This is a genomic window from uncultured Planktomarina sp. (genome assembly GCA_943788425.1).
In the GTDB taxonomy this organism is placed as follows: domain Bacteria; phylum Pseudomonadota; class Alphaproteobacteria; order Rhodobacterales; family Rhodobacteraceae; genus Planktomarina.
The window spans coordinates 62,914-87,432 of record CALSQF010000003.1; the positions used below are offsets into that span (position 1 = coordinate 62,914).

At 55.1% G+C, this 24,519-nt stretch carries 23 protein-coding genes and 1 tRNA gene; 17 read left to right on the forward strand and 7 right to left on the reverse strand.

Annotated features, from left to right (window positions below; translation table 11 throughout):
• The first annotated feature begins 62 nt into the window (after positions 1 to 62).
• Genes hisD through comE form a run of 5 tightly spaced genes read left to right on the forward strand, consistent with a single transcriptional unit; the run spans position 63 to position 4,197 of the window.
• On the forward strand, positions 63 to 1,370 hold the full coding sequence (gene hisD, locus ABLW18_RS02855) for a histidinol dehydrogenase (protein WP_347823362.1): 1,308 nt from the start codon (positions 63 to 65) through the stop codon (positions 1,368 to 1,370).
• Between the two features lie 3 nt (positions 1,371 to 1,373).
• The gene (locus ABLW18_RS02860; RefSeq protein ID WP_347823363.1) at positions 1,374 to 2,132 is read left to right on the forward strand and encodes an SDR family oxidoreductase; all 759 of its coding nucleotides are present in this window, start codon (positions 1,374 to 1,376) and stop codon (positions 2,130 to 2,132) included.
• Positions 2,129 to 3,124, forward strand: a complete 996-nt coding sequence (locus ABLW18_RS02865; protein ID WP_347823364.1) for an alcohol dehydrogenase catalytic domain-containing protein — start codon at positions 2,129 to 2,131, stop codon at positions 3,122 to 3,124. Before ABLW18_RS02860 ends, ABLW18_RS02865 begins: the two co-directional genes overlap by 4 nt.
• 10 nt (positions 3,125 to 3,134) lie before the next feature.
• Positions 3,135 to 3,632 (forward strand): sulfopyruvate decarboxylase subunit alpha, encoded by a 498-nt coding sequence (gene comD, locus ABLW18_RS02870; protein ID WP_347823365.1) that lies wholly within the window; start codon positions 3,135 to 3,137, stop codon positions 3,630 to 3,632.
• Position 3,633: 1 nt separating this feature from the next.
• On the forward strand, positions 3,634 to 4,197 hold the full coding sequence (gene comE / locus ABLW18_RS02875) for a sulfopyruvate decarboxylase subunit beta (RefSeq protein ID WP_347823366.1): 564 nt from the start codon (positions 3,634 to 3,636) through the stop codon (positions 4,195 to 4,197).
• Between the two features lie 301 nt (positions 4,198 to 4,498).
• Here the strand turns inward: comE and ABLW18_RS02880 are convergent.
• From ABLW18_RS02880 to ABLW18_RS02900, 5 genes are all read right to left on the reverse strand, one after another.
• Positions 4,499 to 4,573: transfer RNA gene (locus tag ABLW18_RS02880), tRNA-Glu, on the reverse strand.
• Between the two features lie 98 nt (positions 4,574 to 4,671).
• Positions 4,672 to 6,408, reverse strand: coding sequence for a single-stranded-DNA-specific exonuclease RecJ (recJ, locus tag ABLW18_RS02885; RefSeq protein WP_347823367.1), 1,737 nt, complete (start codon positions 6,406 to 6,408; stop codon positions 4,672 to 4,674).
• A gap of 1 nt (position 6,409) precedes the next feature.
• On the reverse strand, positions 6,410 to 7,375 hold the full coding sequence (glpX, locus tag ABLW18_RS02890) for a class II fructose-bisphosphatase (protein WP_347823368.1): 966 nt from the start codon (positions 7,373 to 7,375) through the stop codon (positions 6,410 to 6,412).
• Positions 7,376 to 7,507: 132 nt separating this feature from the next.
• Entirely contained in the window at positions 7,508 to 8,797 is a 1,290-nt protein-coding gene (locus tag ABLW18_RS02895) for a homoserine dehydrogenase (protein WP_347823369.1), read from the reverse strand.
• 120 nt (positions 8,798 to 8,917) lie between these two features.
• The gene (locus tag ABLW18_RS02900; RefSeq protein ID WP_347823370.1) at positions 8,918 to 9,172 is read right to left on the reverse strand and encodes a hypothetical protein; all 255 of its coding nucleotides are present in this window, start codon (positions 9,170 to 9,172) and stop codon (positions 8,918 to 8,920) included.
• Positions 9,173 to 9,251: 79 nt separating this feature from the next.
• Here ABLW18_RS02900 and ABLW18_RS02905 point away from each other — a divergent pair, with 79 nt between their 5' ends.
• On the forward strand, positions 9,252 to 9,851 hold the full coding sequence (locus ABLW18_RS02905; protein WP_347823371.1) for a TetR/AcrR family transcriptional regulator: 600 nt from the start codon (positions 9,252 to 9,254) through the stop codon (positions 9,849 to 9,851).
• On the opposite strand, the gene ABLW18_RS02910 is transcribed toward ABLW18_RS02905, so the two are convergent.
• Both ABLW18_RS02910 and ABLW18_RS02915 read right to left on the reverse strand, forming a co-directional pair.
• Positions 9,835 to 10,746: a pirin family protein gene (locus ABLW18_RS02910; protein WP_347823372.1), complete on the reverse strand. Its 912-nt coding sequence runs from the start codon at positions 10,744 to 10,746 to the stop codon at positions 9,835 to 9,837. The two genes, ABLW18_RS02905 and ABLW18_RS02910, sit on opposite strands and share 17 nt — an antisense overlap.
• Before the next feature lie 56 nt (positions 10,747 to 10,802).
• Positions 10,803 to 11,948, reverse strand: coding sequence for a reductive dehalogenase (locus ABLW18_RS02915; RefSeq protein ID WP_347823373.1), 1,146 nt, complete (start codon positions 11,946 to 11,948; stop codon positions 10,803 to 10,805).
• Between the two features lie 107 nt (positions 11,949 to 12,055).
• On the opposite strand from ABLW18_RS02915, the gene ABLW18_RS02920 reads away from it, so the two are divergent.
• The 11 genes from ABLW18_RS02920 to dnaG all read left to right on the forward strand — a co-directional run bounded on the left by ABLW18_RS02920 (position 12,056) and on the right by dnaG (position 24,406).
• Complete coding sequence (locus tag ABLW18_RS02920; RefSeq protein ID WP_347823374.1) at positions 12,056 to 13,000, forward strand: NAD(P)-dependent oxidoreductase; 945 nt, start codon at positions 12,056 to 12,058, stop codon at positions 12,998 to 13,000.
• An 89-nt stretch (positions 13,001 to 13,089) separates the two neighbouring features.
• A complete protein-coding gene (locus ABLW18_RS02925) occupies positions 13,090 to 13,587 on the forward strand; it encodes a hypothetical protein (RefSeq protein ID WP_347823375.1) in 498 nt (165 codons plus the stop codon).
• A 77-nt stretch (positions 13,588 to 13,664) separates the two neighbouring features.
• The gene (locus ABLW18_RS02930) at positions 13,665 to 15,101 is read left to right on the forward strand and encodes a Glu/Leu/Phe/Val dehydrogenase (protein ID WP_347823376.1); all 1,437 of its coding nucleotides are present in this window, start codon (positions 13,665 to 13,667) and stop codon (positions 15,099 to 15,101) included.
• Between the two features lie 248 nt (positions 15,102 to 15,349).
• Positions 15,350 to 16,096: a phosphatidylcholine/phosphatidylserine synthase gene (locus ABLW18_RS02935; RefSeq protein WP_347823377.1), complete on the forward strand. Its 747-nt coding sequence runs from the start codon at positions 15,350 to 15,352 to the stop codon at positions 16,094 to 16,096.
• A gap of 100 nt (positions 16,097 to 16,196) precedes the next feature.
• Positions 16,197 to 16,586 carry a diacylglycerol kinase gene (locus ABLW18_RS02940; RefSeq protein WP_347823378.1) on the forward strand — a complete coding sequence of 130 codons (390 nt, stop codon included), beginning with the start codon at positions 16,197 to 16,199 and terminating at the stop codon, positions 16,584 to 16,586.
• A 4-nt stretch (positions 16,587 to 16,590) separates the two neighbouring features.
• Positions 16,591 to 17,283: a phosphatidylserine decarboxylase gene (locus ABLW18_RS02945; RefSeq protein ID WP_347823379.1), complete on the forward strand. Its 693-nt coding sequence runs from the start codon at positions 16,591 to 16,593 to the stop codon at positions 17,281 to 17,283.
• A gap of 110 nt (positions 17,284 to 17,393) precedes the next feature.
• Positions 17,394 to 18,647, forward strand: coding sequence for a sarcosine oxidase subunit beta family protein (locus tag ABLW18_RS02950; RefSeq protein ID WP_347823380.1), 1,254 nt, complete (start codon positions 17,394 to 17,396; stop codon positions 18,645 to 18,647).
• Between the two features lie 63 nt (positions 18,648 to 18,710).
• Complete coding sequence (locus ABLW18_RS02955; RefSeq protein ID WP_347823381.1) at positions 18,711 to 18,974, forward strand: sarcosine oxidase subunit delta; 264 nt, start codon at positions 18,711 to 18,713, stop codon at positions 18,972 to 18,974.
• The gene (locus tag ABLW18_RS02960; RefSeq protein ID WP_347823382.1) at positions 18,971 to 21,907 is read left to right on the forward strand and encodes a sarcosine oxidase subunit alpha family protein; all 2,937 of its coding nucleotides are present in this window, start codon (positions 18,971 to 18,973) and stop codon (positions 21,905 to 21,907) included. The genes ABLW18_RS02955 and ABLW18_RS02960 overlap by 4 nt, the downstream gene beginning before the upstream one ends.
• Positions 21,900 to 22,451: a sarcosine oxidase subunit gamma family protein gene (locus ABLW18_RS02965; RefSeq protein ID WP_347823383.1), complete on the forward strand. Its 552-nt coding sequence runs from the start codon at positions 21,900 to 21,902 to the stop codon at positions 22,449 to 22,451. Before ABLW18_RS02960 ends, ABLW18_RS02965 begins: the two co-directional genes overlap by 8 nt.
• A gap of 8 nt (positions 22,452 to 22,459) precedes the next feature.
• A complete protein-coding gene (gene dnaG, locus ABLW18_RS02970; protein ID WP_347823384.1) occupies positions 22,460 to 24,406 on the forward strand; it encodes a DNA primase in 1,947 nt (648 codons plus the stop codon).
• Positions 24,407 to 24,519 lie beyond the last annotated feature (113 nt).

Consider the following 24,519-nt stretch of genomic DNA (forward strand, 5'->3'; position numbering starts at 1 on the left):
AGTGTAATGCAAGCGCTTACACAATGAGTCGAAAACACAAATAACTTCCAAGGATGTTTGCAATGGCTCGGGTCTATCTCAAAAAATCTACAAAAACCGCCTCGACGGGCAGCGATGATGTTCGCGCAACAGTCATGGGAATTCTCAATGACATCGAAACGGGGGGTGACGCGGTTGCGCTTGAATATGCGGCAAAATTTGACGGGTATGATGGAAATTTGATTTTGACCGAGGCGGAAATCCAAGCGGCTTGTGATTTGGTGCCAGAAAAGCTGAAGCAAGATATTCAATTTGCCCATGCCAATGTGAAACGCTTCGCCGAAGCGCAGCGCGGTACGATTACTGATTTTGAGACAGAAATCGTGCCGGGCTTGATTGCGGGGCAAAAGAGTATTCCTTGCAATGCGGCTGGCTGCTACATCCCAGGTGGGCGTTATAGCCATATCGCCAGTGCAATCATGACTGTAACTACAGCCAAGGTGGCCGGTTGCCAGCATATCACCGCCTGTTCGCCCCCTGCCAAAGACGCTGGAGTCGCGCCTGCGATTATCTACGCGGCCCATCACTGCGGCGCAGATAAGATTTTGGCCATGGGCGGGGTGCAGGGCGTGGCTTCGATGACTTTTGGACTGTTTGGCCTGCCAGAGGCGGATATTATCGTGGGGCCGGGCAATCAGTTCGTGGCCGAGGCTAAACGCATTTTGTTTGGCCGTGTTGGTATTGATATGATTGCTGGTCCAACCGACAGCTTGGTGATCGCCGACGGCACAGCAGATGCGGAAATTGTTGCCGCCGATTTGGTTGGCCAAGCGGAACACGGGTATAATTCACCGGTTTGGCTGGTGACAGATGATGAGCCGTTGGCGCAAAAAGTCTTGGAAATTGTTCCTAGCTTGATTGCGGATTTGCCTGAGCTTAATCGGATCAATGCGGAAGCGGCCTGGCGTGATTACGCAGAAGTTATTCTCTGTGAGGATCGAGAAGAAATGGCTGCCACCTCCGATGAATATGCGCCAGAGCATTTGACCGTTCAGGCCGATGATTTGGATTGGTGGCTTGATCGTTTGAGCTGTTATGGCTCTTTGTTCCTTGGTGAGGAAACCACTGTTGCCTATGGCGACAAAGCCTCGGGTCCGAACCATTGCTTGCCCACCTCGCGTTCGGCCAAATACACTGGTGGATTGTCCGTGCATAAATACATGAAATTGGTCACTTGGCAGCGTGCCACCCGCGATGGCGCCAAAGATGTGGCCATTGCCACTGCACGCATTTCCCGGCTTGAGGGCATGGAAGGCCATGCGCGCACCGCGGATATTCGTTTGGCGAAATATTATCCGGGTGAAAACTTTGATCTGTCAGCGCAGGGTTAATCGATGAGGTCTGCGTCATTGTTCAGCGTTGCGGGTAAGATTGCCGTTGTGACCGGTGCGTCCAGTGGCTTGGGGCAGGGGGCGGCCAGCCTGCTTGCCACGCATGGGGCGCAGGTCGTTGCGATTGCCCGACGCGCGGATGCTCTCGCGACTTGGTCTGAACAAACCCCGGGCGAAACCGCCATTTTGGCTGCAGATCTATCGGATCGCTCGTGTTTGGACGATGTGGCCGCGCAAGCGGCCAAGCCCTTTGGCGCGCCCGATATTTTAATCAATGCGGCGGGTATCAACACGCGCCGGCCAGCCGATGAGATGACGGATGCCGATTGGGATGTGACGCAAAACCTCAATGTGGCCGCACCATTCTTTTTAGCCAAATCCATGGTGCCTGGGATGCGGGAAAAGGGATGGGGGCGGATCATCAATTTTGCCTCTTTGCAATCGCGCCGCGCTTTTGCGAATGGTATCAGCTATGGGGCGTCCAAAGGGGCTGTTGAGCAGATGACCCGTGCAATGGCTGAGACGTGGTCATCGGATGGCATAACAGCCAATGCCCTCGCGCCAGGTTTCTTTCATACAGAATTGACGGCGCCCGTTTTTGCAGATCCTGACCTTGCGGCCCGTAATGCCGCGCAGACCTGCATCGGGCGCAATGGTCAGGTTCGTGATATGGACGGGCCTATGATGTTTCTTTGTTCTGCCGCTTCAGATTATGTGACGGGACAGATTCTATTTGTAGATGGAGGATATACGGCGAAATGAAGGCTCTGGTAAACACGGATGTAGAGACACTCACCTATATGGATCAGGCAGACCCCATCGCCAAAGCAGGCGAGGAGCTGGTTCGCATCCAATATTCAGGCATTTGCGGATCTGATATGCATGCATTTCTGGGCCATGATGCGCGCAGGCCGACACCAATTATTTTGGGCCATGAAGCCTCGGGGACGATTGTGGGTGGGCCGCGTGACGGCACATTGGTCACCATCAACCCGCTAAATGGCTGTGGTACATGCCATGCCTGCCAGTCAGGAAAACCGAATATTTGTTTGGGGCGCCAAATCATTTCTATGCCGCCGCGTCCAGGTGCCTTTGCTGAACTGGTGGCCATTCCCAGCGAAAATCTACTGGTGGTGCCCCGGGCGGAGCTTTTGCAATCGGCGGCTTTGACAGAACCTTTGGCTTGTAGCTGGCATGCCGCGCGCCTCGGCCTGCGCTTGCAAGATGATCCGGTGGAGAACCTCGCCTGCGTGGTCCTTGGCGGCGGGGCCATTGGGCTTGGCGCGGCGCTCTGCTTGCGGGCAATGGGCGTTCAAGACATCACTTTGATTGAGGTAAACCCGCTGCGTCTGGCCACACTGAAGGGTATGGATGGTTTTAAAGCCAGCGATGGCAAAGACGCCCATGCACCAAAGGACGGCAGCGCCGATTTGGTCATTGACGGCGTTGGCTATGCGGCCACCCGTGCTGCGGCCTGTGAATTGGCCAAGCCAGGTGGGGTGATCTCGCATATTGGCCTCGGCTCGGGAGAAGGTGGCGTCGATGTGCGCCGTATGACGCTGCATGAAATCACTCTGATTGGCTGCTATACCTATACCCCCAAGGACTTCCAAGAGACCGGCGAGGCGATTTTTGCCGGTAAAATGGGACCTTTGGACTGGGTCGAAACCCGACATTTGTCAGAGGGGCAAAGTGCCTTTGATGACATCCGCAGCGGCAACACCCCTGCGCCCAAAATTATTCTAATCCCCTGAAAGGAGCATCATGTCCGTTAGTGAGAAAATAGTGGCTGATTTCGTTGCAAATGGCATCGAATTTGTCACAACCGTACCGTGCAAACAGCTTGGCGGTGTGATCGATGCGGTTGAAAAAGAACCCAGCATTTATCACATTCCCTCAAATAAAGAAGACGAGGGCATGGGCCTTTGCGCCGGCGCTTTCATGGGGGGCAAACGTCCCGCCATTATCATGCAAAACACGGCCATTGGCGTCACAGTGAACACATTGGTTACCCTGACCCAGTTTTACCGCATGCCGCTACCAATGCTCATTTCGTATCGGGGTGAATTGAAAGAGCCTGTGGCGTGTCAGGTCGAAATGGCTGTGCACACCAAAGCTCTGCTCAACCAATTGAACATTCCAACCTATCACTTCCATAAGTCAGGTGATGAGGAGGAGTTGGATGCGATTTTGAAATACACTTTCATGTGCAACAAACCGGTGGCAATTTTGACTGATGCGACCTTCTGGGGAGGTTATTAATATGATCCGTTCTGAAATCATCCGCGATATCGCCCCAATTTTGCGTGACCAATTGGTTGTGTGTAACATCGGTCTGCCCAGCCAAGAGCTGCATATGATCGACGACCAAGCCAGCAACTTCTATATGCTTGGCACCATGGGCCTGTCATCATCCATCGGTCTTGGGCTTGCCTTGGCTCAAGATAAAACCGTGATCTCCATTGACGGTGACGGTTCAGTTCTGACCAACTTTGGTACATTGCCTACGATTGCGAATAACGTGGCCGACAATTTCATTCTATTGATCGTCGACAATGGCAGCTACGGCTCCACTGGGGATCAACCCACCTATGCGGGCCAGAAAACCTCTTTGGCGGCTGTGGCGAAGGCCTGTGGCTGCGAGACGGTGATTGAATGTCAGGCTGAAGAGACTGGCGCTGTGCTTAAAGCGGCCATTGAGTCGCAGAAAATGTCTGTGATCGTATCCAAATGTGAGAGTGGCAATATCAAAGTCCCCGTCATAACAAAAGATCCGGTTGTCATCCGAGATCGGTTCATGACTGAGGTAGCACGCCGCAACGCCTGAGTAACAGCTTTCAGCAGGTTTGAGGCCCGCCAAGAGATTGGCGGGCCTTTTTTGCGGTCCTCGCCCGCTTGCAACACTGCGCTGTGCCCGCCAGCGCCTTGGCAGGCGCAGCCCTCGTTTAGAGGTATCTTTGAGTTATGCAGCGGTCTTTTACATGCAATTTACCCAGTGAGAGGATGACATGCCAAGGCATGCCCTCGGCATTTTTTGCAACTACACGGCTGTTGAGAGTTTTTCGCGCAACATTGCCCGGCGCAACTTCACATCTTTTTATCCTGGGTCACAATGTACAGAAAGCCAATGGCATCCCGTAGGGGAATCGAACCCCTCTTTTCAGGTTGAAAACCTGACGTCCTAACCGATAGACGAACGGGACACTGCTGATAACGCGCTATTTATGGAAAGCCGCAGCGTGTGGCAAGTCGATTCTTTACTTTTTATCGATGTTTTTGCGTTCCCACCGGCGGCGCGGTTTTAGGCGGGGCTTGCGTCTTCTATGCGCAGCTGCGGCCGTGAACGCCCGCCCCAAGTATTGATCTCCAAACGGCCGGCGATGTGCATTTTTCCGCCATGAGCAGCGGTGAGCGCGGGACCGAGCGGCCCATCAAATGCGCCAAAGCAAATTGCATCTAATTTTGTTCCGAATCCATCGCTCAGGGTAATTTTTAGGTGTGACTCTCCCACCGGCTTTGCAAAGGCGATGGTGCAATCGGGAAAAGCAAATCGTGGCGCAGAGGCCCCCGCACCAAAGGGGCCGGCCTGCTCAAGCTGCTCAATCAACTCAACCGTCGCGCCGCCTGGCATTAACGTGCCGTCAATCTTCAGATCTGCCGGTCCCAGCGCTCCAGCGCCTTGAGCCTCTAGCAATTGCCCTAATCTCTCCATGGCAGGGCCGAGCTGCGCGCGGGTCAGTGACAGACCTGCCGCCATTTTGTGACCGCCCCCTGCCGTGATCAACCCCTCGCGCGCCAATTTATGGATGGCGGCGCCCAGATCAATCCCGCTGACAGATCGCCCGCTGCCTTTGCCACTGTCGCCATCAAAGCCAATGACCACAGCGGGGCGGTTGGTTTTTTCTTTGAGCCGGGCTGCAACAATGCCGACCACGCCGGGATGCCAGCCCTCCTCTGCGGCCCAAGCTAGAGGCAACTCCAAGCCGCGCGCTTCTGCCTGCTCTAGCGCCGCCTGTCTGACCATGGCCTCGACGCTGCGCCGCTCGGTGTTCAGCTCTTCCAATTTATCCGCCATAACAGCCGCTTCATGAGGGTTGTTGCAGGCCAAAAGCCGAGCCCCCAAATCCGCCTTGCCAATGCGACCACCGGCATTGATTCGTGGTCCCAACACATAGCCCAGATGATAGGCGCTTGGAGCAGCGTTCAGGGCCGCTACATCCGACAGGGCGTTTAATCCCACGCGTTTGCGCTGGCCCATGACTTTCAATCCCTGCCGCACAAAGGCTCGGTTCACCCCAATCAAAGGCGCGACATCGGCCACTGTGGCCAGGGCCACAAGATCAAGCGTATTGATCAGATTCGGCGGGGTTTGCCCCTGTGTCCGCATCATCCGTGCCACCTGGGTCAGAACCATAAAGACCACTGCTGCCGCGCAGAGGTGAGCCAAATCGCCTGTTTCATCTTGCCGGTTTGGATTCACCACAGCGCGCGCTTCGGGCAAGGTCTCTGCGCCCAAATGGTGATCTAAAACCACCACATCTGCGGCCCGTGCCGCTTCAAGTGCCTCATGGGCCAAGGTGCCGCAGTCCACGCAGATTATCAGATCATGACGATCTGCCAAAGCTGCCATGGCTTTGGGGTTAGGCCCGTAGCCCTCCGTGATTCGGTCGGGCACATAGAGGGTCGGCTCAATGGCAAATTGCCGCAGAAAATCAATCAACAATGCAGCAGAAGTGCCGCCATCCACATCATAATCGGCAAAAATAGCAATTTTTTGTTGATTTTGAATGGCTGAGCGCAGGATGTCTGCCGCTTTGGCACAGTCTTTGAGAGATTGCGGATCGCTCATACTGGCGCGGAGGGTCGGGTTGAGGAAATCTCCAATCTCCAACGGAGCAACCCCCAAACGGGCCATCACATAGCACAGAGGCAATGGTAAATCACTCTGTTGATGCAGCGCCAAAGCATCGCGTTCAGTTGCCAGAGGTGGCCCGAGCCACCGGCGGTTGGAAATCGACTGATTGACGCCCAGATACATTCTAGTGTGAGGGCGCGCGGTAGGTCATGCGCCGCACAGAGCCGGTTTTTGACCGCATCAAAATGGTTTCGGTGGTCAAAAAACCCAGCTCGCGCTTGATGCCCGCAAGGATGGAGCCATCCGTGACACCAGTGGCGGCGAAAATAACATCCTGCGTCACCATCTCATCGCGGCTGTAAATCTGGTCCAAATCCGTTATCCCGGCCTTGGCGGCCCGGCCGCGCTCGTCATCATTGCGGAAGGTCAGACGTCCCCACATTTGCCCGCCCATACATTTCAAGGCGGCGGCGGCCAAAACCCCTTCGGGAGCGCCACCCAACCCCATATACATATCAATACCGGTTGTTTCTGATTCCGCGCAGTGAATGACGCCGGCAACATCGCCGTCGGTAATGAGGCGGATGGCGCAGCCCGTAGTGCGCAACTCGGCGATCATGGCCTCGTGGCGTGGGCGTTCAAGGACACAGACAGTGATGTTTCCGGTTGCGCAGTTTTTGGCGGCCGCCAGCGCCATAACCCGGGCTGCCGGATCCATGGTCAAAGACACGACATTCTCTGGCAAGCCAGGCCCCACTGCGAGCTTTTCCATATAAACGTCCGGTGCATGCAGCATAGAGCCGCGCGGCCCCATGGCGATAACGGTTAAAGCGTTGGGCATGTCTTTCGCTGTTAGTGTCGTTCCTTCAAGAGGGTCAAGGGCGATATCAACCGCAGGTCCCTGGCCCGAGCCGACTTCCTCGCCAATATAGAGCATCGGCGCCTCATCGCGCTCGCCCTCGCCAATGACAACCACACCGGCAATGTCTAACAGGTTCAATTGCGTGCGCATGGCGTTGACAGCGGCCTGATCTGCGGCCTTTTCATCGCCGCGACCAATGAGTTTGGCAGAGGCCAGCGCGGCTTGTTCGGCAACACGGGCCAGTCCCAAGGAAAGGGCGCGATCATGAAATTCTGTGGCATCAGACATATGAGTTTCCTTTATTCATTTAGCCTGCCCTATCGCAGCGGTGCCAGCCGTGGCAAGACTGTGCGCGCTAATACCTCTGCAGTAATAACCAATTGCCGCTCAAAGCCCGTGCTGGAGCCCGCGCGGGCTCGGTCACACCGACTCAATGCGCAGGGCGACCGGCTGGCCCTCAACAACCCGCGTTTTGGCAAAATCTTTTAAAATTTGATCAATTGCCGCGCGGGTGGTCTTATGCGTGACTATCAGCACAGGGGCTTGCTTGGCATCATGTCCATATTGGCGCATTCGGTCGATGGAGACCCCCGCATCGCCCATAACCGCGGCCACTTTGGCCAGCGCGCCGGGCTCATCGAGCAATTGTAGGCGCAAATAAAACGGCGCGGTTGTTGCCGTCTTGGCCGGTTGCGATTTCACCAATCCTGTCGCCGCCTGCCCAAAGGCCTTGAGCCGTAAACCACGCGCGAGATCCAACACATCTGACATGACGGCGGAGGCCGTTGGCCCTTCGCCAGCGCCTGCACCGCGCAGCACGATTTGCCCGACATCGCCTCCCTCTAAGATCACCATATTGGTTCCCCCTTGAAGTTGGCCCAAGGGGGAATTGGCCGGGACCAGACAGGGTGTCATGCGCTGCTCAAGCCCACGGCCTGTCCGTTGCGCGACCCCCAAAAGTTTGATGCGATACCCCATATCGGCGGCTGCATGAATGTCTTCAATGGTGATAGCGCCAATGCCCTCGATCACGACAGATGCGAAATCGATCTCTGTACCAAAGGCGATGGAGGCGAGAATTGCCAATTTATGCGCCGCATCAATGCCACCCACATCAAGGTTCGGATCTGCTTCAAGATAGCCCAGACCATCGGCCTCGGCAAAGACCTCTTCATAGGTCAGGCCGGCATCTTCCATGCGTGTGAGGATATAGTTGCAGCTGCCATTAATGACCCCCAAAACGCGTTGAATTTCATTTCCCGCGAGACCTTCGGTCAGGGCTTTGACCACTGGAATTCCGCCGGCAACGGCGGCTTCATAGCGGATCACACGGCCGGCAGCTTCCGCTGAGAGGGCCAATGAATGTCCATGTTCAGCCAGCATTGCCTTGTTAGCTGTGATCACATCTTTGCCAGCGGCAATGGCAGCCTGGGTTGCTTGTTTGGCTGGGCCTGTGCTGCCACCGATTAATTCTACAAAGACATCGACATCGTTTCTTTTGGCCAGAACGACTGGGTCATCTTCCCAAGCATAGCCTGAAAGATCGACCCCGCGGTCTTTACCGCGCGATTGGGCGCAAACGGCAGTAACTGTGATCTCGCGACCTGTGCGTTTGGCGATCAATGCTGCATTTTTTTGGATCATTTTCACAACGCCGACGCCAACAGTGCCGAGCCCTGCAATGCCAAGTCTAAGTGGGGCAGCGGTCATAGTTACTTCCTTCCGGTCATGAATTTGTCGCCCTTGTCTAGTGGTAAATCCCCGAAACCGCAACGGGGGCGGGCGTGGAACTCAGTCCAATTTAATAGATATTTTCGGGTAGGTTTCGGCTTATTCGCCTGTCAAATCTTTACCGCGCAGGGCCGTTGCCTTTTGGTCCCTTTGCGCTTGTCGGGAAAGCTCTATGGCGGGCTGCGACTGCAAATATGTGGCGACAGCGGCGCGTAGATCGCTGGCTGAGAGAAAATCCGGATAGGCTGTGGCTTGTTTTGCGGTCGGTTCGGCCTCATCGAGCTGCGCAATGGTGGCGCAGCCGGCCAAGAGCGCCGCAAGGCACAGAGGATATAAGTGGACATAACCTGTCATAAGCATGACCTAACGTGCAAAGTTAACTGCAGCAAGCAATGATGATTGATCTGAACGCTGGTTCAGTTAATATCTTCGCATGGCGCGCAAAATTGGCTCACATTCAGAAATTACTGGTCCAAAAATCAAGCAAGCCGCGCTTGAGCTTTTCGCGCGCCATGGCTTTGCGGCGGTGACCATGCGCCAAATTGCGGCGCGGGTGGGGGTGCAGGCGGGCGCAATCTATAATTACACACCTGACAAACAAGCGTTATTGTTTGACCTTTTGCGCGGGCACATGGCGGATCTTTTGGCCCGCTGGGCCGCAGAACAAGTGCCGCATAATCCGGTGGCGGCACTGGATCACTTTGTAGCCTTCCATTTGGATTTTCACATCCAGCGTCCAGACCTGGTTTTCATCTCCTATATGGAGCTGCGCAATCTCACCGAGGAGAACTTTAAGGAGATTGAAGAGATGCGCGGCCGCTATGAGAAGATTGTGTATGACATGATCCGAAAGGGCGTGCTCGCAGGAGATTTTCAGGTGACTGACGCTAAAATCACCAGTTTCGCTTTGATTGCTATGCTGACCGGGGTGGTGGATTGGTTTCGCGAAGATGGCCGCTTGTCCAGCACAGAGTTGACGCTCCATTATTGCGCTTTGGCGCGTCAAACCTTTGGGGTTAATTCGCTGGCTTGATAAAGGTTCCGTTGCGCAATTCGCTGAAGGCTTGCATCAGCTCCTCGCGGGTGTTCATGACGATGGGACCGTGCCACGCGACAGGCTCATCAATCGGGGCACCGGAGATTAACAAAAACCGCACGCCGTCTGCGCCGGCTTGCAGGCTGACCTCATCCCCATTGCCAAAGCGGATCAAAGTGCGATTGCCCGAAAGATCGCGGATGTTGACCTCCTGGCCAGCCACTTCTTTTTCAAGCAGCACGCCCGTGGGTTTCGCCGCATCGACAAAGGCCGCGGCCCCCTCGAAAACATAGGCGAAAGCCCGACGATATGTGTCTATCTTGAAAGTTTTTTGCACCCCGGGCGGGACATATATGTCAAGATATTGCGGATCGGCGGCTATGCCATCGACCGGACCTTTTTTACCCCAATATTCGCCAACGATCACCTTGACGCGCGTGCCGTCGTCGTCAATGACCTCGGGAATTTCCTTGCCGGCCACATCTTGATACCTTGGTTCGGTCATCTTCAAACTGCCGGGCAAATTCCCCCACAGTTGGAAGCCATGCATCTGTCCGCTACGATTGCCCTGGGGCATTTCTTGATGCATAATCCCACGGCCCGCGGTCATCCATTGCACGTCACCTGCACCGAGCGTACCTTTGTTTCCAAGGCTATCGCCATGTTCAACACTGCCCGACAGCACATAGGTAATGGTTTCAATGCCGCGGTGCGGATGCCACGGAAAGCCTTTTGCAAAATCTTCTGTTAGTTCGTTGCGAAAATCATCAAACAACAAAAAGGGGTCCATTTCCGAGGGATCTTGAAATCCAAAAGCGCGGTGCAGTTTGACGCCGGCCCCTTCTAAGGTTGGGGTGGCTTGCCGCGCTTCCAGTGTGGGGCGTAGTGACATGGGGTTTTCCTTTGTAGCTTAGCTGGCAGATAAGCCATGGCGCTGTGAAATCAACATCAAGGCCGCGACCACCATTGCGCGGGTTTCAGCCGTCCCTGGCGCCAGCGATCAAGCCAGAGCGCCAGGCCTCGGGCTGGTGAAAGAGCCAATTTCAGCCAAAGCCTCTGCGGCCAGCTTCTAAAGTCGCGGTTGAACGGGCAAACCCGCATGCAAATTGCGCAATCACTGCTCAGTTTGGTCCAAAAGGAGAAGCATTTTTCTGCATCCGATGTCCATTTTTTGACGCCTTGGATGGCAGATCGGCCGCCGCCAAATTTGGGTGGCCCGAGCGGCAGTGCTTTGACCGGGCAGGCATCCGCACATTTGGTACATATATCGCAAAATTTTGCAACACCGGGTCGTTTTGGACGGTCTGCGTCTAGTGGCATATCGGTAAAGATTTTTGAAAAACGGAGCCGTGGCCCGAATTCTGGCGTGATTACCAATTGGTTCCGCGCGTATTCGCCCAAGCCGGCCTGCACCGCCATGGGGATAACCAAACCGGTGTCGTTCATAGAGGCAACGGCTTGATAGCCTAAATTGCGGATATAGGCCGCCAGCTGCATAACGATCGCCGCCTCATGGCTGTATTCGCGCCCCGTGGCGGCACCAGCCAGAGCGGAGGGATAACTGCGCACCAATTCCCGATTCATTTCGTGGCCGAGCACCACCACATGCGTCAACCCCTCTGGCAGGCCAAGGGGCGCTGTGGACATATCGCGCACATCGACCCGATCCTCATACAGCCATCGCGGGTCCAGGCTGGTCACACCGCACAGATCTGCCCCGAAGAAGCGGGCCACTTTTTTGATATTGGCAGCGGCGGCGCCCGGGGTTTCAAACTGCAGCTTTTCCCCGGCGACGGGTGTGTCATTGCTGATAGGGGCTTGAAAGCCCTCGCGCCGGCCGTCTGCGGCGAAACGATCTGTCATAATGTCTGAAATCAACCAACTGGCATTGCGCAGGGCAAAATCTTTTTGGGTAAACCCATCGCCGCGACGGCGCGTGGCTTCCATGCGATAGCTCCCGAAAAAAGCCTGTGACGCTGCACTGCGGACGGTATCGTCCCAAAAGGCGCGGGAGAACACATCATTTCGTTGCGAAAATCGTTTGAATTGTGTTGTGGTTTCAATGCCAGCGGCAAGGTCGTCCGGGTTTTCCATGAAAACACACTGCAAAATCACAAGCGAGATGACAAGCGTCGCAAATGAGGGCGACATGTCGGCAATGGTTGCTTTTCTACCATGAAACTTCATTCGGGAGAGAACAGATGAAAGTTGGATTTATTGGGTTGGGCAATGTTGGAGGCAAGTTGGCGGGCAGTTTGCTGCGCAACGGTATGGATCTGAGCGTTCATGATCTCAACGCCGCCTTTGTAGCAGATTTTATGGCGCGTGGTGCCAAAGATGGGTCAAGCCCGGCGCAATTGATGCAAGACTGTGATGCGGTAATTACCTGCCTGCCGAGCCCAGGTGCCTGTGATGCCGTCGTGAGTGAGATGTTACCGCATGTTGGGCCCGGCAAGATTTGGATGGAGATGTCGACAACAGATGCCACTGAGGTGAAGCGGCTGGGGGCTTTGGTTTTGGCCGCCGGCGGTGAAGCGGTTGATTGTCCGGTGTCGGGCGGTTGCCACCGGGCCGATACGGGCAATATCTCGATCTATGCCGGCTGCACGCGTGAGACCTTTGATAAAGTGTTACCAATTCTGACCTATATGGGGCGCCGGATTTTGCATGTGGGAGATGTTGGAAATTCCAGTATTTTGAAAGTGATGACCAATTACCTCGCAACAGCCAATTTGATCACGGTTTGCGAAGCATTGACCGTGATGAAAGCGGCCGGAATGGATCTTGGCATGACCTATGAGGCCATCGCGATGTCATCTGGCACCTCCTTTGTGCATGAAACCGAAAGCCAGTTGATCCTTTCGGGGTCGCGAGATGTGAACTTCACAATGGATTTGGTGCAAAAGGACATTGGCTTGTTTCAAAAGATTGCCGATGATCACGGCGTGCCTTTGGAAATCTCACCGATGATTATTGACATCATGGGCGACGGGCAAAAACGCTATGGTGCGCGCGCGCAATCGGATCGGATCATTGAGCGTCTGGAAGAGGCTACGGGATTGAGCATTCAAGCTCCAGGCTTTCCGCAGGAACTGGTTGATGATGAACCCGAAGAGCGCGGCTATAAGGTGGTGGTGCGCCGCTAAAGCAAATTTTAACCTTCCATCGTGGCGTGTTTCAAGGCAGGTAGATCGCGAGGTGTCCGCCTAACAAGTGAAATTTAAGGAAGGCCGCAATGTCAGATTCTACAATAGCCCGTCTCAAAGCCTCGCCAGTACGCCGTGGCTTTGGCCTGTTTGTCATGATGCTGCTCGGATTTTTGCTCCTGTATCTGACGGTCACTATAGATGCGGGATTTGTGCATAAGCTGTTCTTGGTTGGCATTGCGGCGGCTGTTCTTTGGATGGCCCGCGCCATGCAAAGGGGCACTCGGGGCCATATTGAGTTGCGTCCCACTGGGCTATATTTTGAGGATGGCCGAATTTTGGCTGCGATGGATGATATTTTGCGCGTGGAGCGGGGCGTGTTCGCATTCAAACCCTCCAATGGCTTTGTTGTGAGCTTGCAAAACAAGACTGAGCGGGCCTGGATACCGGGCCTATACTGGAAATTCGGCACGCGGGTTGGCATTGGCGGGGTCACTGCGCCGTCAGAGGCAAAATTTATGTCGGATAGTTTGGCGGTTTTGCTCAAAGCGCGCGCAGATTCTCCCCAAATGAACACGAAATTATGAGAGAATAGGCATTTTATTTCACATTAACTGCGCTAGGCTTCTGTTAGAATATTCAACTGCCATTTAGGATAGGTTTCATGAACGTCTCTAACGCATCTGAGCCAAGTTTTCGCGACAGTGTTAATATCATGTTCAATCGCGCCGTGGCGCTTTTGGATTTATCGCCAGGATTGGCGGAAAAAATTAGGGTTTGCAATGCCACCTACACGGTGCGCTTTGGTGTGCGTTTGCGTGGTCAGATGACGACATTCACCGGCTATCGTGCGGTGCATTCGGAACATATGGAGCCTGTAAAAGGAGGCATTCGTTATGCGCTCGGCGTTAACCAAGATGAGGTAGAGGCGCTCGCCGCTTTGATGACCTATAAATGTGCTTTGGTTGATGCGCCCTATGGCGGCTCAAAGGGTGGCCTGCGGATAGATCCTTTGGCCTATGATGAGCATGAATTAGAGCAAATCACCCGGCGCTTTGCCTATGAGTTGATAAAACGTGACTTGATCCACCCGTCGCAAAATGTGCCAGCACCGGATATGGGCACGGGCGAGCGGGAAATGGCTTGGATTGCCGATCAATATCAAAGGATGCATACAACCGACATCAATGCCCGAGCCTGCGTGACCGGCAAGCCGGTGAGCGGCGGTGGGATTGAAGGGCGTACGGAGGCAACGGGCCGCGGGGTGCAATATGCTTTGCAAGAATTTTTTCGTCACCCCGAAGATCTGGCGGCGGCTGGGCTGTCTGGAGATCTTGAGTCCAAAGCTATCATTGTGCAGGGGTTGGGCAATGTGGGCTATCACGCAGCGAAATTCTTACGGGAGGAGGATGGCGCGCGGATCACAGGGGTGATTGAGCGGGACGGGGCGGTCCAAAATCTCGATGGTTTGGACATTGAGGCGCTCAAGGCTTGGGTCGCCGAACATGGCGGGGTGAAGGGATTTGAGGGCGGCAGCTATACCTCGGACGGGGCCAGCGTTTTGGAGGCAGATTGTGATATTTTGATCCCAGCGGCCTTGGAGGGGGTTATCCACCGTGACAACGCCAATCGGGTGCAGGCGCGTTTGATCGTCGAGGCGGCCAATGGGCCAGTGACGGCCGGGGCCGATGCTATTTTGCGTGAGCGGGGCGTGGTGATTATCCCGGATATGTATGCCAATGCGGGCGGCGTGACAGTCTCTTATTTCGAATGGGTAAAAAATCTTAGCCATATTCGCTTTGGCCGTATGGAGCGGCGGCGCGAGGAGTCGCGCAACCAACTTATTGTCAATGAATTGGAGCGATTGAGCAAATCCAGCAATGTCAATTGGCAGCTGACTCCAAATTTTAAAGAGAAATATCTTAAAGGCGCCAGTGAATTAGAGCTGGTGCGTTCTGGCCTCGATGACACCATGCGCGGCGCATATAAAGATATGGCAGAGGTGTGGCGGCGGCGCGCCGACGTGCCAGATCTGCGGACCGCGGCCTATCTGATCAGCATCCAAAAGGTCGCGGCATCTTACAAAAACAAGGGGTTGTAGCGCTGTTGGCACGCGGTGCGAACCAGTCTCATGGAGCGACAACCGCCTATCGACCCGCCGTGTAACAGGCGTCAATGCCACGGTATCTCGCCGGTTTGGGCGCTGGGCTGCGCCTGTGCGCGTCATGTTGAAAAAGAAAATGATTTCTGCTAGGACAGCATCGCTGGGACTGGACTGTTGGTGGCAGCATTGTTTTCGATAAATCTGTCTGGCTTTCACGTTTGAATAGCGCGATTCTTTGGGGTCACATGAAATCTTCATCTCCCTCTCCACGAGAGCCACTATCCATGATGTTGCCAAATATCGTCACGATTTTTGGTATATGCGTCGGGTTAACAGCGGTGCGTTCGGCACTGCAAGGTAACGTCGGCGTAGCCGTATATCTGCTGGTTTTGGCGATGATTTTGGATGCCGCGGATGGCGGGCTGGCGCGGGTTATGAAAAGTGAAAGTAAAATTGGTGCCGAATTGGACACGCTGGCCGATTTTTTCAATTTCGGGATCGCGACACCTTTGGTGATCTATTTCACAATTTTTGCAGCCTCGGAGGCTGCGAGATTTGGGTGGATCGCTGTCATGATCTTTTCAATCTGCTGCGCCCTTCGCTTGGCGCGCTTTAATGTTAGCCAGTCGGATGGGGTGAAATCGGTTGATTTTGTCGGAGTGCCGGCGCCCGCATTGGCCTGTTTGGGACTGTCGCCGCTTTTTTTGGTTATGGCCGGGGTGGATGTGGCCGGTCATTATGTTGAGGCGGCCATTGCATTCGTCGTGGTCTGTGCGGGTCTTGCGGTGGGTACATTTCCAACCATGTCGCTAAAGGGCACAACCTTCCCCGCCTCCATGCGACTGCCGGTGATTTTATTGGCGGTGGCCTTTGTTATCAGCCTGTTTGTATTCCCTTGGTATACGCTGTTGTTTGCCAATGTGATTTATTTGATGATGATTCCTATTTTCAGTCTCTCAAAACGTGCAAAAAAAGCGGCCAAAAGGTCTTAAGTTGTGGGATGGTTCAGACCGTTGGCTCCATTGTATCTGTCGCGCCTAAGCCCGAGCCCAATCGTGAGCGCGAAATCTTTGCCGGCTCTGGGAGCAACGGATGAGCAATAACCCACGAAAACCTGACAAAATCGAGGGACTCCCCCATCTGTTCGCCGCTGCATGTTACTCTATCGCCGGAGCGCGGCGACTCTGGCGGGAAACAGCGTTTCGTCATCAGCTTTTGATGGGTCTTTTTATTGTTGCGATCTTGATCTGGATTGGGGCCGAAACCACTCATATCGGCATATCCATGCTATTGCTTGGGCTGACGATTGTAACAGAAGCGCTCAACACCGCGATTGAAGAAATTGTCGATCTTGTATCACCGGAGTGGTCACTTGCGGCAAAACATGCCAAAGACCTCGGATCATTCGCGGTTTTTTCTATGCTTTGTCTGAATGGGATTTTTGCGCTTTTCGTGATCTTAACAACTTTGAATTGGATCTAATCTGATGAATATGATGAAAGTCATCACCGTTCCTATGCACCCTGAAGGACGCAAATTTGTGGCGATATTTGCGGCTGTGACCGCCGTGCTTTGGCTGGTGTGGGAGCCGTTATTTTGGCTTGGTCTGGGTCTAACGATCTGGTGTTATTACTTTTTTCGTGACCCAGTGCGCTCTGTGGCGCAAAGGCCGGGGCTTATCCTTTCTCCCGCCGATGGGGTGGTGTCTTTGATCACTAAGACCGTGCCGCCATCAGATATGCAACTGGGCGATAAACCTCTGACGCGCGTGTCTGTGTTCATGAATGTCTTCAACTGTCATGTGAACCGAGCCCCCATGGCCGGCACGGTGGTGGCGATAAGTTATCATCATGGCAAGTTTCTTAACGCCTCCTTAGACAAGGCGAGCGAGCACAATGAGCGGAACTCGATCACCATTGAAACTGCCGATAAAACCAGAATCGGGGTGACACAGATCGCTGGCCTCGTGGCGCGCCGCATTGTGTGTTTCACAAAAGTGGGCGCGCATTTGGGCGTGGGCGAGCGGTTTGGCTTGATCCGCTTTGGCAGCCGTTTGGACATTTTCCTGCCCGAAGGCGTGGAACCTGCTGTCGGCTTGGGGCAAACAGCGGTCGCCGGTGAAACTATTTTGGCCCGCTTGGACGCGCCTGCGGAAGACTGGCCCATTCAACCGGTTTGATGTTCAGGCGCAAGTTGTGGCGATCAGAGCCACGGAATTTTGTATTCCCTCTTGCCAAACTCGGCATATTTTCATTCACTGACGCGTGTTTCAATTTGCAGGTTTAAGACATGCGGTTTTCAGCTCTGAAAGTCCTGACTCAAGGCTTGACCGGTAACGGGGGTTGGCGGGCGCATTGGCGCGATCCAGAGCCAGCGGAGGCTTATGACATTGTGATCATTGGAGGCGGTGGACATGGGCTGTCGACTGCTTACTACCTGGCAAAAGAACATGGGCTTAAGCGCATTGCCGTGCTGGAGAAAGGCTACATTGGCGGCGGCAATATAGGCCGCAACACGACCATTGTTCGGGCCAATTACTTTTTGCCGGGGAACTCGGAATTCTATTCGCATTCTTTGAAGCTCTGGGAAGGGCTGGAGGCGGATCTCAACTACAATGTGATGCATTCCCAGCGCGGGCAAATTGGCCTGTTTCACAGTGATGGACAAAGAGATGCGGCCATTCGTCGGGCCAATTCCATCTTAAACCAAGGTGATGATGCTGAGCTATTGTCCGTCGCGCAATTGCGCAAGATGGTGCCTTACCTCGACTATGATCAGGGGCGTTTCCCGATTTATGGCGGCCTGTTGCAGCGGCGGGCGGGTACGGCGCGGCATGATGCTGTTGCTTGGGGCTATGCGCGGGGGGCGGATCGGCTTGGTGTGGATTTGATTCAAAATTGTGAGGTGACCGGCATTGACATCACGCAAGGTGCGGTGCGCGGCGTGCAAACCAGCCGCGGTGCCATCCGCGCAAAGAAAGTGGCGATGGTTGTCGCGGGGCGCTCCAGCCAAGTGGCGGCCATGGCAGGCATGCGCCTTCCCATCGAAAGCCATGTGCTACAGGCCTTTGTCACCGAGGGGCTGAAGCCCTGTATTGATCACGTCATAAGCTTTGGCATGGGGCATTTTTATATCAGCCAATCGGACAAGGGGGGGTTGGTCTTTGGGGGCGATCTCGATATGTATGCCAGCTACGCCGCCCGTGGCAATCTGCCTATGGTCGAGCATGTGGCAGAGGCTGGGATGACGCTTATGCCGATGATCGGCAAGGCGCGGATGCTGCGCAGCTGGGGTGGCATAATGGATATGACGCCCGATGGCTCACCCATTATAGATAAAACCCATATTGAGGGTTTATATTTGAACGCGGGCTGGTGTTATGGTGGGTTTAAGGCTGTGCCGGCGTCTGGCCATTGTTTTGCACATCTTTTGGCCACAGATCGCCCGCATGCCGCCGCTGCGCGCTTCCGCCTCGATCGTTTCCGCAGTGGGCGCGGGTTGATGGATGAAGAGGGCACAGGTGCCCAACATAATTTGCATTAGGATCGGTCGGATGATTTTTTTTGATTATGGACTGTCTATGCGCTGCGACACAGGAGGCCGCCCATGCGCATAGACTGTCCTCTTTGCGGCACGCGAGATCGGCGTGAGTTTTACTATTCTGGCCATGCCACAGCTCTTGCGCGGCCCGCGCCCGATGCGGGGGCGGAGGCCTGGGATGACTATCTGCACAACCGCGAGAACCCGGCCGGGATAACTGAGGACCTTTGGCATCATGAATTTGGCTGCGGCGCCTGGCTTGCGTTGCGCCGTGATACGGTTTCACATGCGGTTATCTCTGCGCGTTTGGTCAAAGGAAATCAGCCGTGAGAGTGGTCGGTAAAGGATTGGTTGACCGAAATCGCGTCCTAGGGTTCACGTTTGGCGGCCAGAGCTTCGAGGGCTTCGCCGGCGACACTTTGGCCAGCGCCCTTTTGGCCAATGGTCAAAGGCTTGTTGGCCGATCATTCAAGTACCACCGCCCAAGAGGGATTGTCACTTGCGGATCGGAGGAGCCAAATGCGCTGGTGACTGTGGCGCGCGGTTTGGCGCGCGAGCCCAACAGCCGCGCCACGATGCTGCCGCTCTACGATGGGCTGGTGGCCATGCCGCAGAATGCTTGGCCGTCCTTGAAATGTGATGCTTTGGCGATAAATGACGTTTTGGCACCCTTTCTATCGGCTGGATTTTATTACAAAACCTTTATGTGGCCACGGAAATTTTGGGAATGGGTCTATGAGCCTGCCATTCGCCGGGCGGCGGGTCTTGGAGCTTTGTCGACCCGTTATGACGATGAGATTTACGAAAAAGCCTATGCGCATTGCGATGTATTGATCATCGGTGCCGGTCCATCGGGGCTTATGGCAGCCTTGACGGCAGGACGGGCTGGATTGGACGTCATTTTGGCCGATGAACATGACCAGCTGGGTGGCCGCCTCTTATCGGAAATGGAGTATATTGACGGGATGCCAGCTGTGGCTTGGGTCCAGGCGGTATTGGCTGAATTGTCCGGGCTGGCCTCGGTGCGGATCATGGCAAATACCACTGTGACCGGCGCTTATGACCAAGGGGTGTTCGGTGCCCTGGAGCGCGTCGGGCCGGGGTTGCAGGCGATCCCGGACGGATTGCCGCGCGAAACTTTTTGGCGCATTTATACCAAGGGAGCGATCCTATGCGCGGGCGCTCTGGAGCGGCAAATCGCCTTTGAAAACAATGATCGTCCCGGCATTATGACCGCGGGTGCCATGCGCAGCTACCTCAACCGGTTTGGGGTGAGCCCCGGCCAAAGAGTGGCGATCTTCGGCAATAACGCCGATGCGCATCGCACGGCGCGAGATTTTATGGAGGCAGGTGTTGAGGTTGCGGCTATGATCGACAGCCGCGCCGAGGTGCGCCCCTTGGGCGATTACCCGCTTTATACAGGCGCAGTGGTCACCGGCAGCCGCGGGCGATTGGGTTTGAAAAGCATTGATATTCGGCAAAGCGACGGGTCGGTGAAAACGATTGACTGCGATGCGCTGGGCGTTTCGGGCGGATGGAATCCTTCAGTGCATTTAACCTGTCACATGAACGGCCGCCCGATTTGGGATCCGGCTTTGGCAAGTTTCACACCCCAGCCGGGCGCCGTTGCTGGCTTGGTGGCGGCGGGCGCTGCCGCAGGGGAAATGAGCACGCAAGGCGCTTTGGCGCAGGGGCAGGAAGAGGCCCTGACTTTGGCCAAGGCGCTGGGGAAACGGGTCAAGCCAAGCGCGCTGCCTGTTGCGGAGGACACCCCCTATGAGATCACCCCGTTTTGGGATGTCGGCGGCACCGGGCGGGCGTGGCTTGATTTTCAAAATGATGTGACGGTCAAAGATATCAAACAGGCCGTTCAGGAAAATTTTCGCTCGGTCGAGCATATGAAACGCTACACCACCCAAGGCATGGCCACTGATCAGGGCAAAAACTCCAATACTGCCGCGCTTGCGGTTTTGGCCGATGCCACCGGTCGAGGCATACCGGAAACGGGCGCGACCACCTTCCGTCCGCCCTATGTGCCCGTCGCCCTGGCCGCCCTTGGCGCAGGTGGACATGGCAAAGGCTTTGCGCCAGAGCGGCTTTTGACCTCTCACCAGATCAGCAAAGACCGCCGCGCGCCGATGGTTGAGGCGGGGCTGTGGTATCGGCCGAGCTATTTCCCGCTCGAAGGTGAGACCCATTGGCGGCAATCCTGTGATCGCGAGGTGCAGATGGTGCGCACGGCAGTTGGCATTTGCGATGTCTCGACCTTGGGAAAAATTGATATCCAAGGTCCGGATGCGGCTGCTTTTCTGGATCTGCTTTACACCAACTCTTTTGCCAGTCTGAAACAGAACCGGGTGCGCTATGGGTTGATGTTGCGTGAAGACGGTCACGTTATGGATGACGGCACCTGTGCCAGAATTGGCGCGCAGCACTATCTGATGACCACGACCACCGCAGCGGCCGGGCAGGTGATGCGGCATTTGGATTTCGTTCATCAAGGGCTGCGACCAGATTTCGATGTGAGCTTTACATCTGTCACAGAGCATTGGGCGCAATTTGCCGTGGCGGGGCCAGAAGCCCGCGCTTTGCTTAACGGTATATTAGATCGCAAGATAAGCGATGAAACCTTGCCGTATATGGGGTATAAAGCTGTGCAATTGGGCGGCATTGCCGCGCGGTTGTTTCGGATCTCTTTCTCTGGGGAACATGCTTACGAATTGGCGGTGCCCGCGCGCTACGGTGAAAGCCTTTTTCAACTGCTGCTCGAGCGGGCCGAGGCGCTGGGTGGCGGGGCTTATGGTCTCGAAGCGCTCAATGTCTTGCGTATTGAAAAGGGCTTTATCACCCATGCGGAAATTCATGGGCGCACCACTGCGTTTGACATTGGTCTTGAGCGGATGGTGTCGGCAGGCAAAGACTGTATCGGCAAAACCATGGCGGCACGGCCAGGGCTTGTCGGGCCCGAGCGCGATCAGCTCGTGGGGTTGCGGCCCATCGGTGAGGTGAAGCAGATTATTCCCGGCGCGCATCTTTTTGCGCCAGAGGCGCAAGCTGTTTCTGAGAATGACGAGGGCTATGTGACCTCCATGTGTTATTCTCCGACCTTAGGGTCTGTAATTGCCCAGGCATTTCTGCGCGATGGGCGCAATCGCCATGGGCAGAAGATCAAGATGGTGGAGCATTTGAGCGGTGTCACCACGCTTTGCGAGGTCTGTGCGCCTGTATTTTTTGATCCAGAGGGGAGGCAGCTTCGTGGTTGAGCTTTATGAAACATCGGCTGCGGGCGCGAGGCTGCCCTTGGAGATCGGCACGGTTTCGGTTCGTGAAGTGCAAGCACCGCTGTATCTGCTGGCACCCTATAAGGGGCAGGCGGCTCAAGCGGCCTCTGCGTTCAACACGCAACTGGGACTGGAATGGCCCGGTCCCAATGAGCTGAAACGCAAAGGCGGGGTCCATGCGCTCTGGTTTGATCACGCACATATTGCTGTGGCGGGCGCAACGCCGTCTGGCCGCTTGACCCGTCATGCGGCGGTGACTGATGTTGGTGATGGCTGGACTGTGTTGGAGCTAAATGGTGCGGATGTGCGCGCTGTTTTAGCCCATCTCACGCCTTTGGATCTGCGGGTCAAATATTTCAAAACGGGCATGAGCCAGCGCAGCGCATTGATGCATATGCAGGCGGTGATCTCTTGCCTTGGCAAGTCGCGGTTTCGGGTGATGGTGTTTCGCTCCATGACGCAAACCCTGCTGCATGATTTGACCTGCGCGATGGAATCAGTGGCCGCGCGCGCGCATTTGGTTTAGAAAACCCCATGTCATTGCCACCAGGATTTTTGGATGAATTGCGCAGTCGAGCTTCGATCTCTCAGGTCGTTGGGCGCAAGGTGATGTGGGACACACGCAAATCCAATCAAGGCAAGGGCGATATGTGGGCACCCTGTCCGTTTCATCAAGAGAAAACTGCAAGCTTTCATGTGGATGATCAAAAGGGATATTATTATTGTTTTGGTTGCCAAGCCAAAGGCGATGCTTTGGGCTTTATAAAAGATACAGAAAATGTCTCTTTTATGGAGGCTGTGGAGATATTGGCCGGTGAGGTTGGCATGCCGATGCCCGAGCGCGACCCGCAGGCGCGGCAAAAAGCCGATCGCAGGACGCAATTGGCCGAGGTTATGGAACAGGCGCTGCAATTTTTTCGATTGCAGCTGAACACCTCAGCCGGGGCAGATGCGCGGTCCTATTTGAGGGGTCGTGCTTTGTCACAGCGGGCACTGGAGCGTTTTGAGATCGGCTATGCGCCGGACGGCTGGCAAGGGCTTTGGGATCATCTCACCGGCAAGGGTGTGAGCGAAGAGCTGATCCTCGCGGCAGGGCTGGCCAAACCCTCCAATAAGGGCAAACGCCCCTATGACACATTTCGCAATCGCATTATTTTTCCAATCCGTGATCCGCAAAAGCGCTGTATTGGCTTTGGTGGCCGGGCGATGGATCCCAATGAGTCGGCCAAATACCTCAATTCACCAGAGACCGAGCTGTTTGATAAGGGGCGTTCGCTCTATAATCACGCGCCAGCGCGGGAGGCCTCGGGCAAAGGGCAAAGCTTGATCGTTGCAGAGGGATATATGGATGTTATAGCCCTGGCGGAGGCGGGGTTCAACGCCTCTGTTGCGCCATTGGGTACAGCGATAACACAGACCCAGCTACAACTGATGTGGCGCATCTGTGATGAGCCGATCATCGCTCTGGATGGCGACACGGCCGGCATACGCGCCGCGCAGCGCGTTATGGATTTGGCGCTTCCTTTGTTGGAGGCGGGAAAATCTTTGCGCTTTGCGGTGATGCCCGAAGGTCAGGATCCCGATGATTTGCTGCGCGCCGGTGGACCGAGCGCCATGCAAGCGCTTTTGGATGCGGCGCGCCCGATGGTGGATTTGTTGTGGGAGCGTGAAACCTACGGCAAGAATTTTGACAGCCCGGAACGCAAAGCCGCATTGGATAAAGCCCTTCGCGAAAAGCTTAAGCTGATCCAAGACCCCTCTATTCGCGGTCATTACGGCCAGGCGATAAAGGACAAGCGTTGGCAATTGTTCCGACCAAAGGCCGCGCCGAAATCGGTGCGCGGCTTTACCGCCAAGACAGGCTATAGGCCTGTAATACCACAAGCGAGCACGCGTGTTTCGGCCCTGGCCAATGGCTCTGAACCTAGCCATATCCTGCGTCATTCGGTTATTTTGGCCAGTTTGCTCAACTGCCCGCAAGCCCTGCCCACGGTCGAAGCGGCGTTGGAGGATTTGCAGTTTGAAAAGCCACTGCACCGCGATCTCCAGCAATTTTTGTTGCAATTTTCCGGATCGCCTGAGCTGCTTTGGTCAGAGGCGGAACAAGTGTTTGGGCCGCCGCAACTTGAAAACTTGATGCAAATGCCCCACGTGCGGATTGCGCCCTCTGTACGCAACGGCTCGGATGTATCTTTTGTGATCGCCTGCCTGCAGCAAGAATTTGCTCAGATTTTTGCTATAGATTCTCATGGGCGGGAGGTTGCAGAGGCGGTTTTGGATGTGTCGGATGTTGACGATGAGGGGCTGACCTGGCGGATCAGTGAATCTGCCAAGCATTTGCAAGCCACGACCCAGGGCGCCCAGGAAGATGATACAGAATATAAGACCGCGAAAAACGGTCTTAAAATAAAATTAGCGGAACAAAATACACTAGATGATCTGCTGCAGCAGATTAATTATTCGAAACCGAACCGACCTTAAGCTCGGTGGGGGTGGGAACTGGGGGACGAATCAGGCTAAATGGCGAAGCGAATCAGTTTCAAAACCGATTCGTTTTTACGTTTAGTGAGAGTCCCAAGGATAAGGAGCCACAG

What these genes read in the sequence shown, in the direction of transcription:
- hisD (WP_347823362.1), top strand. Translation starts at nt 63, where the DNA reads ATGGCTCGGGTCTATCTCAAAAAATCTACAAAAACCGCCTCGACGGGC.
- ABLW18_RS02860 (WP_347823363.1), top strand. Translation starts at nt 1,374, where the DNA reads ATGAGGTCTGCGTCATTGTTCAGCGTTGCGGGTAAGATTGCCGTTGTG.
- ABLW18_RS02865 (WP_347823364.1), top strand. Translation starts at nt 2,129, where the DNA reads ATGAAGGCTCTGGTAAACACGGATGTAGAGACACTCACCTATATGGAT.
- comD (WP_347823365.1), top strand. Translation starts at nt 3,135, where the DNA reads ATGTCCGTTAGTGAGAAAATAGTGGCTGATTTCGTTGCAAATGGCATC.
- comE (WP_347823366.1), top strand. Translation starts at nt 3,634, where the DNA reads ATGATCCGTTCTGAAATCATCCGCGATATCGCCCCAATTTTGCGTGAC.
- recJ (WP_347823367.1), bottom strand. Translation starts at nt 6,408, where the DNA reads ATGTATCTGGGCGTCAATCAGTCGATTTCCAACCGCCGGTGGCTCGGG.
- glpX (WP_347823368.1), bottom strand. Translation starts at nt 7,375, where the DNA reads ATGTCTGATGCCACAGAATTTCATGATCGCGCCCTTTCCTTGGGACTG.
- ABLW18_RS02895 (WP_347823369.1), bottom strand. Translation starts at nt 8,797, where the DNA reads ATGACCGCTGCCCCACTTAGACTTGGCATTGCAGGGCTCGGCACTGTT.
- ABLW18_RS02900 (WP_347823370.1), bottom strand. Translation starts at nt 9,172, where the DNA reads ATGACAGGTTATGTCCACTTATATCCTCTGTGCCTTGCGGCGCTCTTG.
- ABLW18_RS02905 (WP_347823371.1), top strand. Translation starts at nt 9,252, where the DNA reads ATGGCGCGCAAAATTGGCTCACATTCAGAAATTACTGGTCCAAAAATC.
- ABLW18_RS02910 (WP_347823372.1), bottom strand. Translation starts at nt 10,746, where the DNA reads ATGTCACTACGCCCCACACTGGAAGCGCGGCAAGCCACCCCAACCTTA.
- ABLW18_RS02915 (WP_347823373.1), bottom strand. Translation starts at nt 11,948, where the DNA reads ATGGAAAACCCGGACGACCTTGCCGCTGGCATTGAAACCACAACACAA.
- ABLW18_RS02920 (WP_347823374.1), top strand. Translation starts at nt 12,056, where the DNA reads ATGAAAGTTGGATTTATTGGGTTGGGCAATGTTGGAGGCAAGTTGGCG.
- ABLW18_RS02925 (WP_347823375.1), top strand. Translation starts at nt 13,090, where the DNA reads ATGTCAGATTCTACAATAGCCCGTCTCAAAGCCTCGCCAGTACGCCGT.
- ABLW18_RS02930 (WP_347823376.1), top strand. Translation starts at nt 13,665, where the DNA reads ATGAACGTCTCTAACGCATCTGAGCCAAGTTTTCGCGACAGTGTTAAT.
- ABLW18_RS02935 (WP_347823377.1), top strand. Translation starts at nt 15,350, where the DNA reads ATGAAATCTTCATCTCCCTCTCCACGAGAGCCACTATCCATGATGTTG.
- ABLW18_RS02940 (WP_347823378.1), top strand. Translation starts at nt 16,197, where the DNA reads ATGAGCAATAACCCACGAAAACCTGACAAAATCGAGGGACTCCCCCAT.
- ABLW18_RS02945 (WP_347823379.1), top strand. Translation starts at nt 16,591, where the DNA reads ATGAATATGATGAAAGTCATCACCGTTCCTATGCACCCTGAAGGACGC.
- ABLW18_RS02950 (WP_347823380.1), top strand. Translation starts at nt 17,394, where the DNA reads ATGCGGTTTTCAGCTCTGAAAGTCCTGACTCAAGGCTTGACCGGTAAC.
- ABLW18_RS02955 (WP_347823381.1), top strand. Translation starts at nt 18,711, where the DNA reads ATGCGCATAGACTGTCCTCTTTGCGGCACGCGAGATCGGCGTGAGTTT.
- dnaG (WP_347823384.1), top strand. Translation starts at nt 22,460, where the DNA reads ATGTCATTGCCACCAGGATTTTTGGATGAATTGCGCAGTCGAGCTTCG.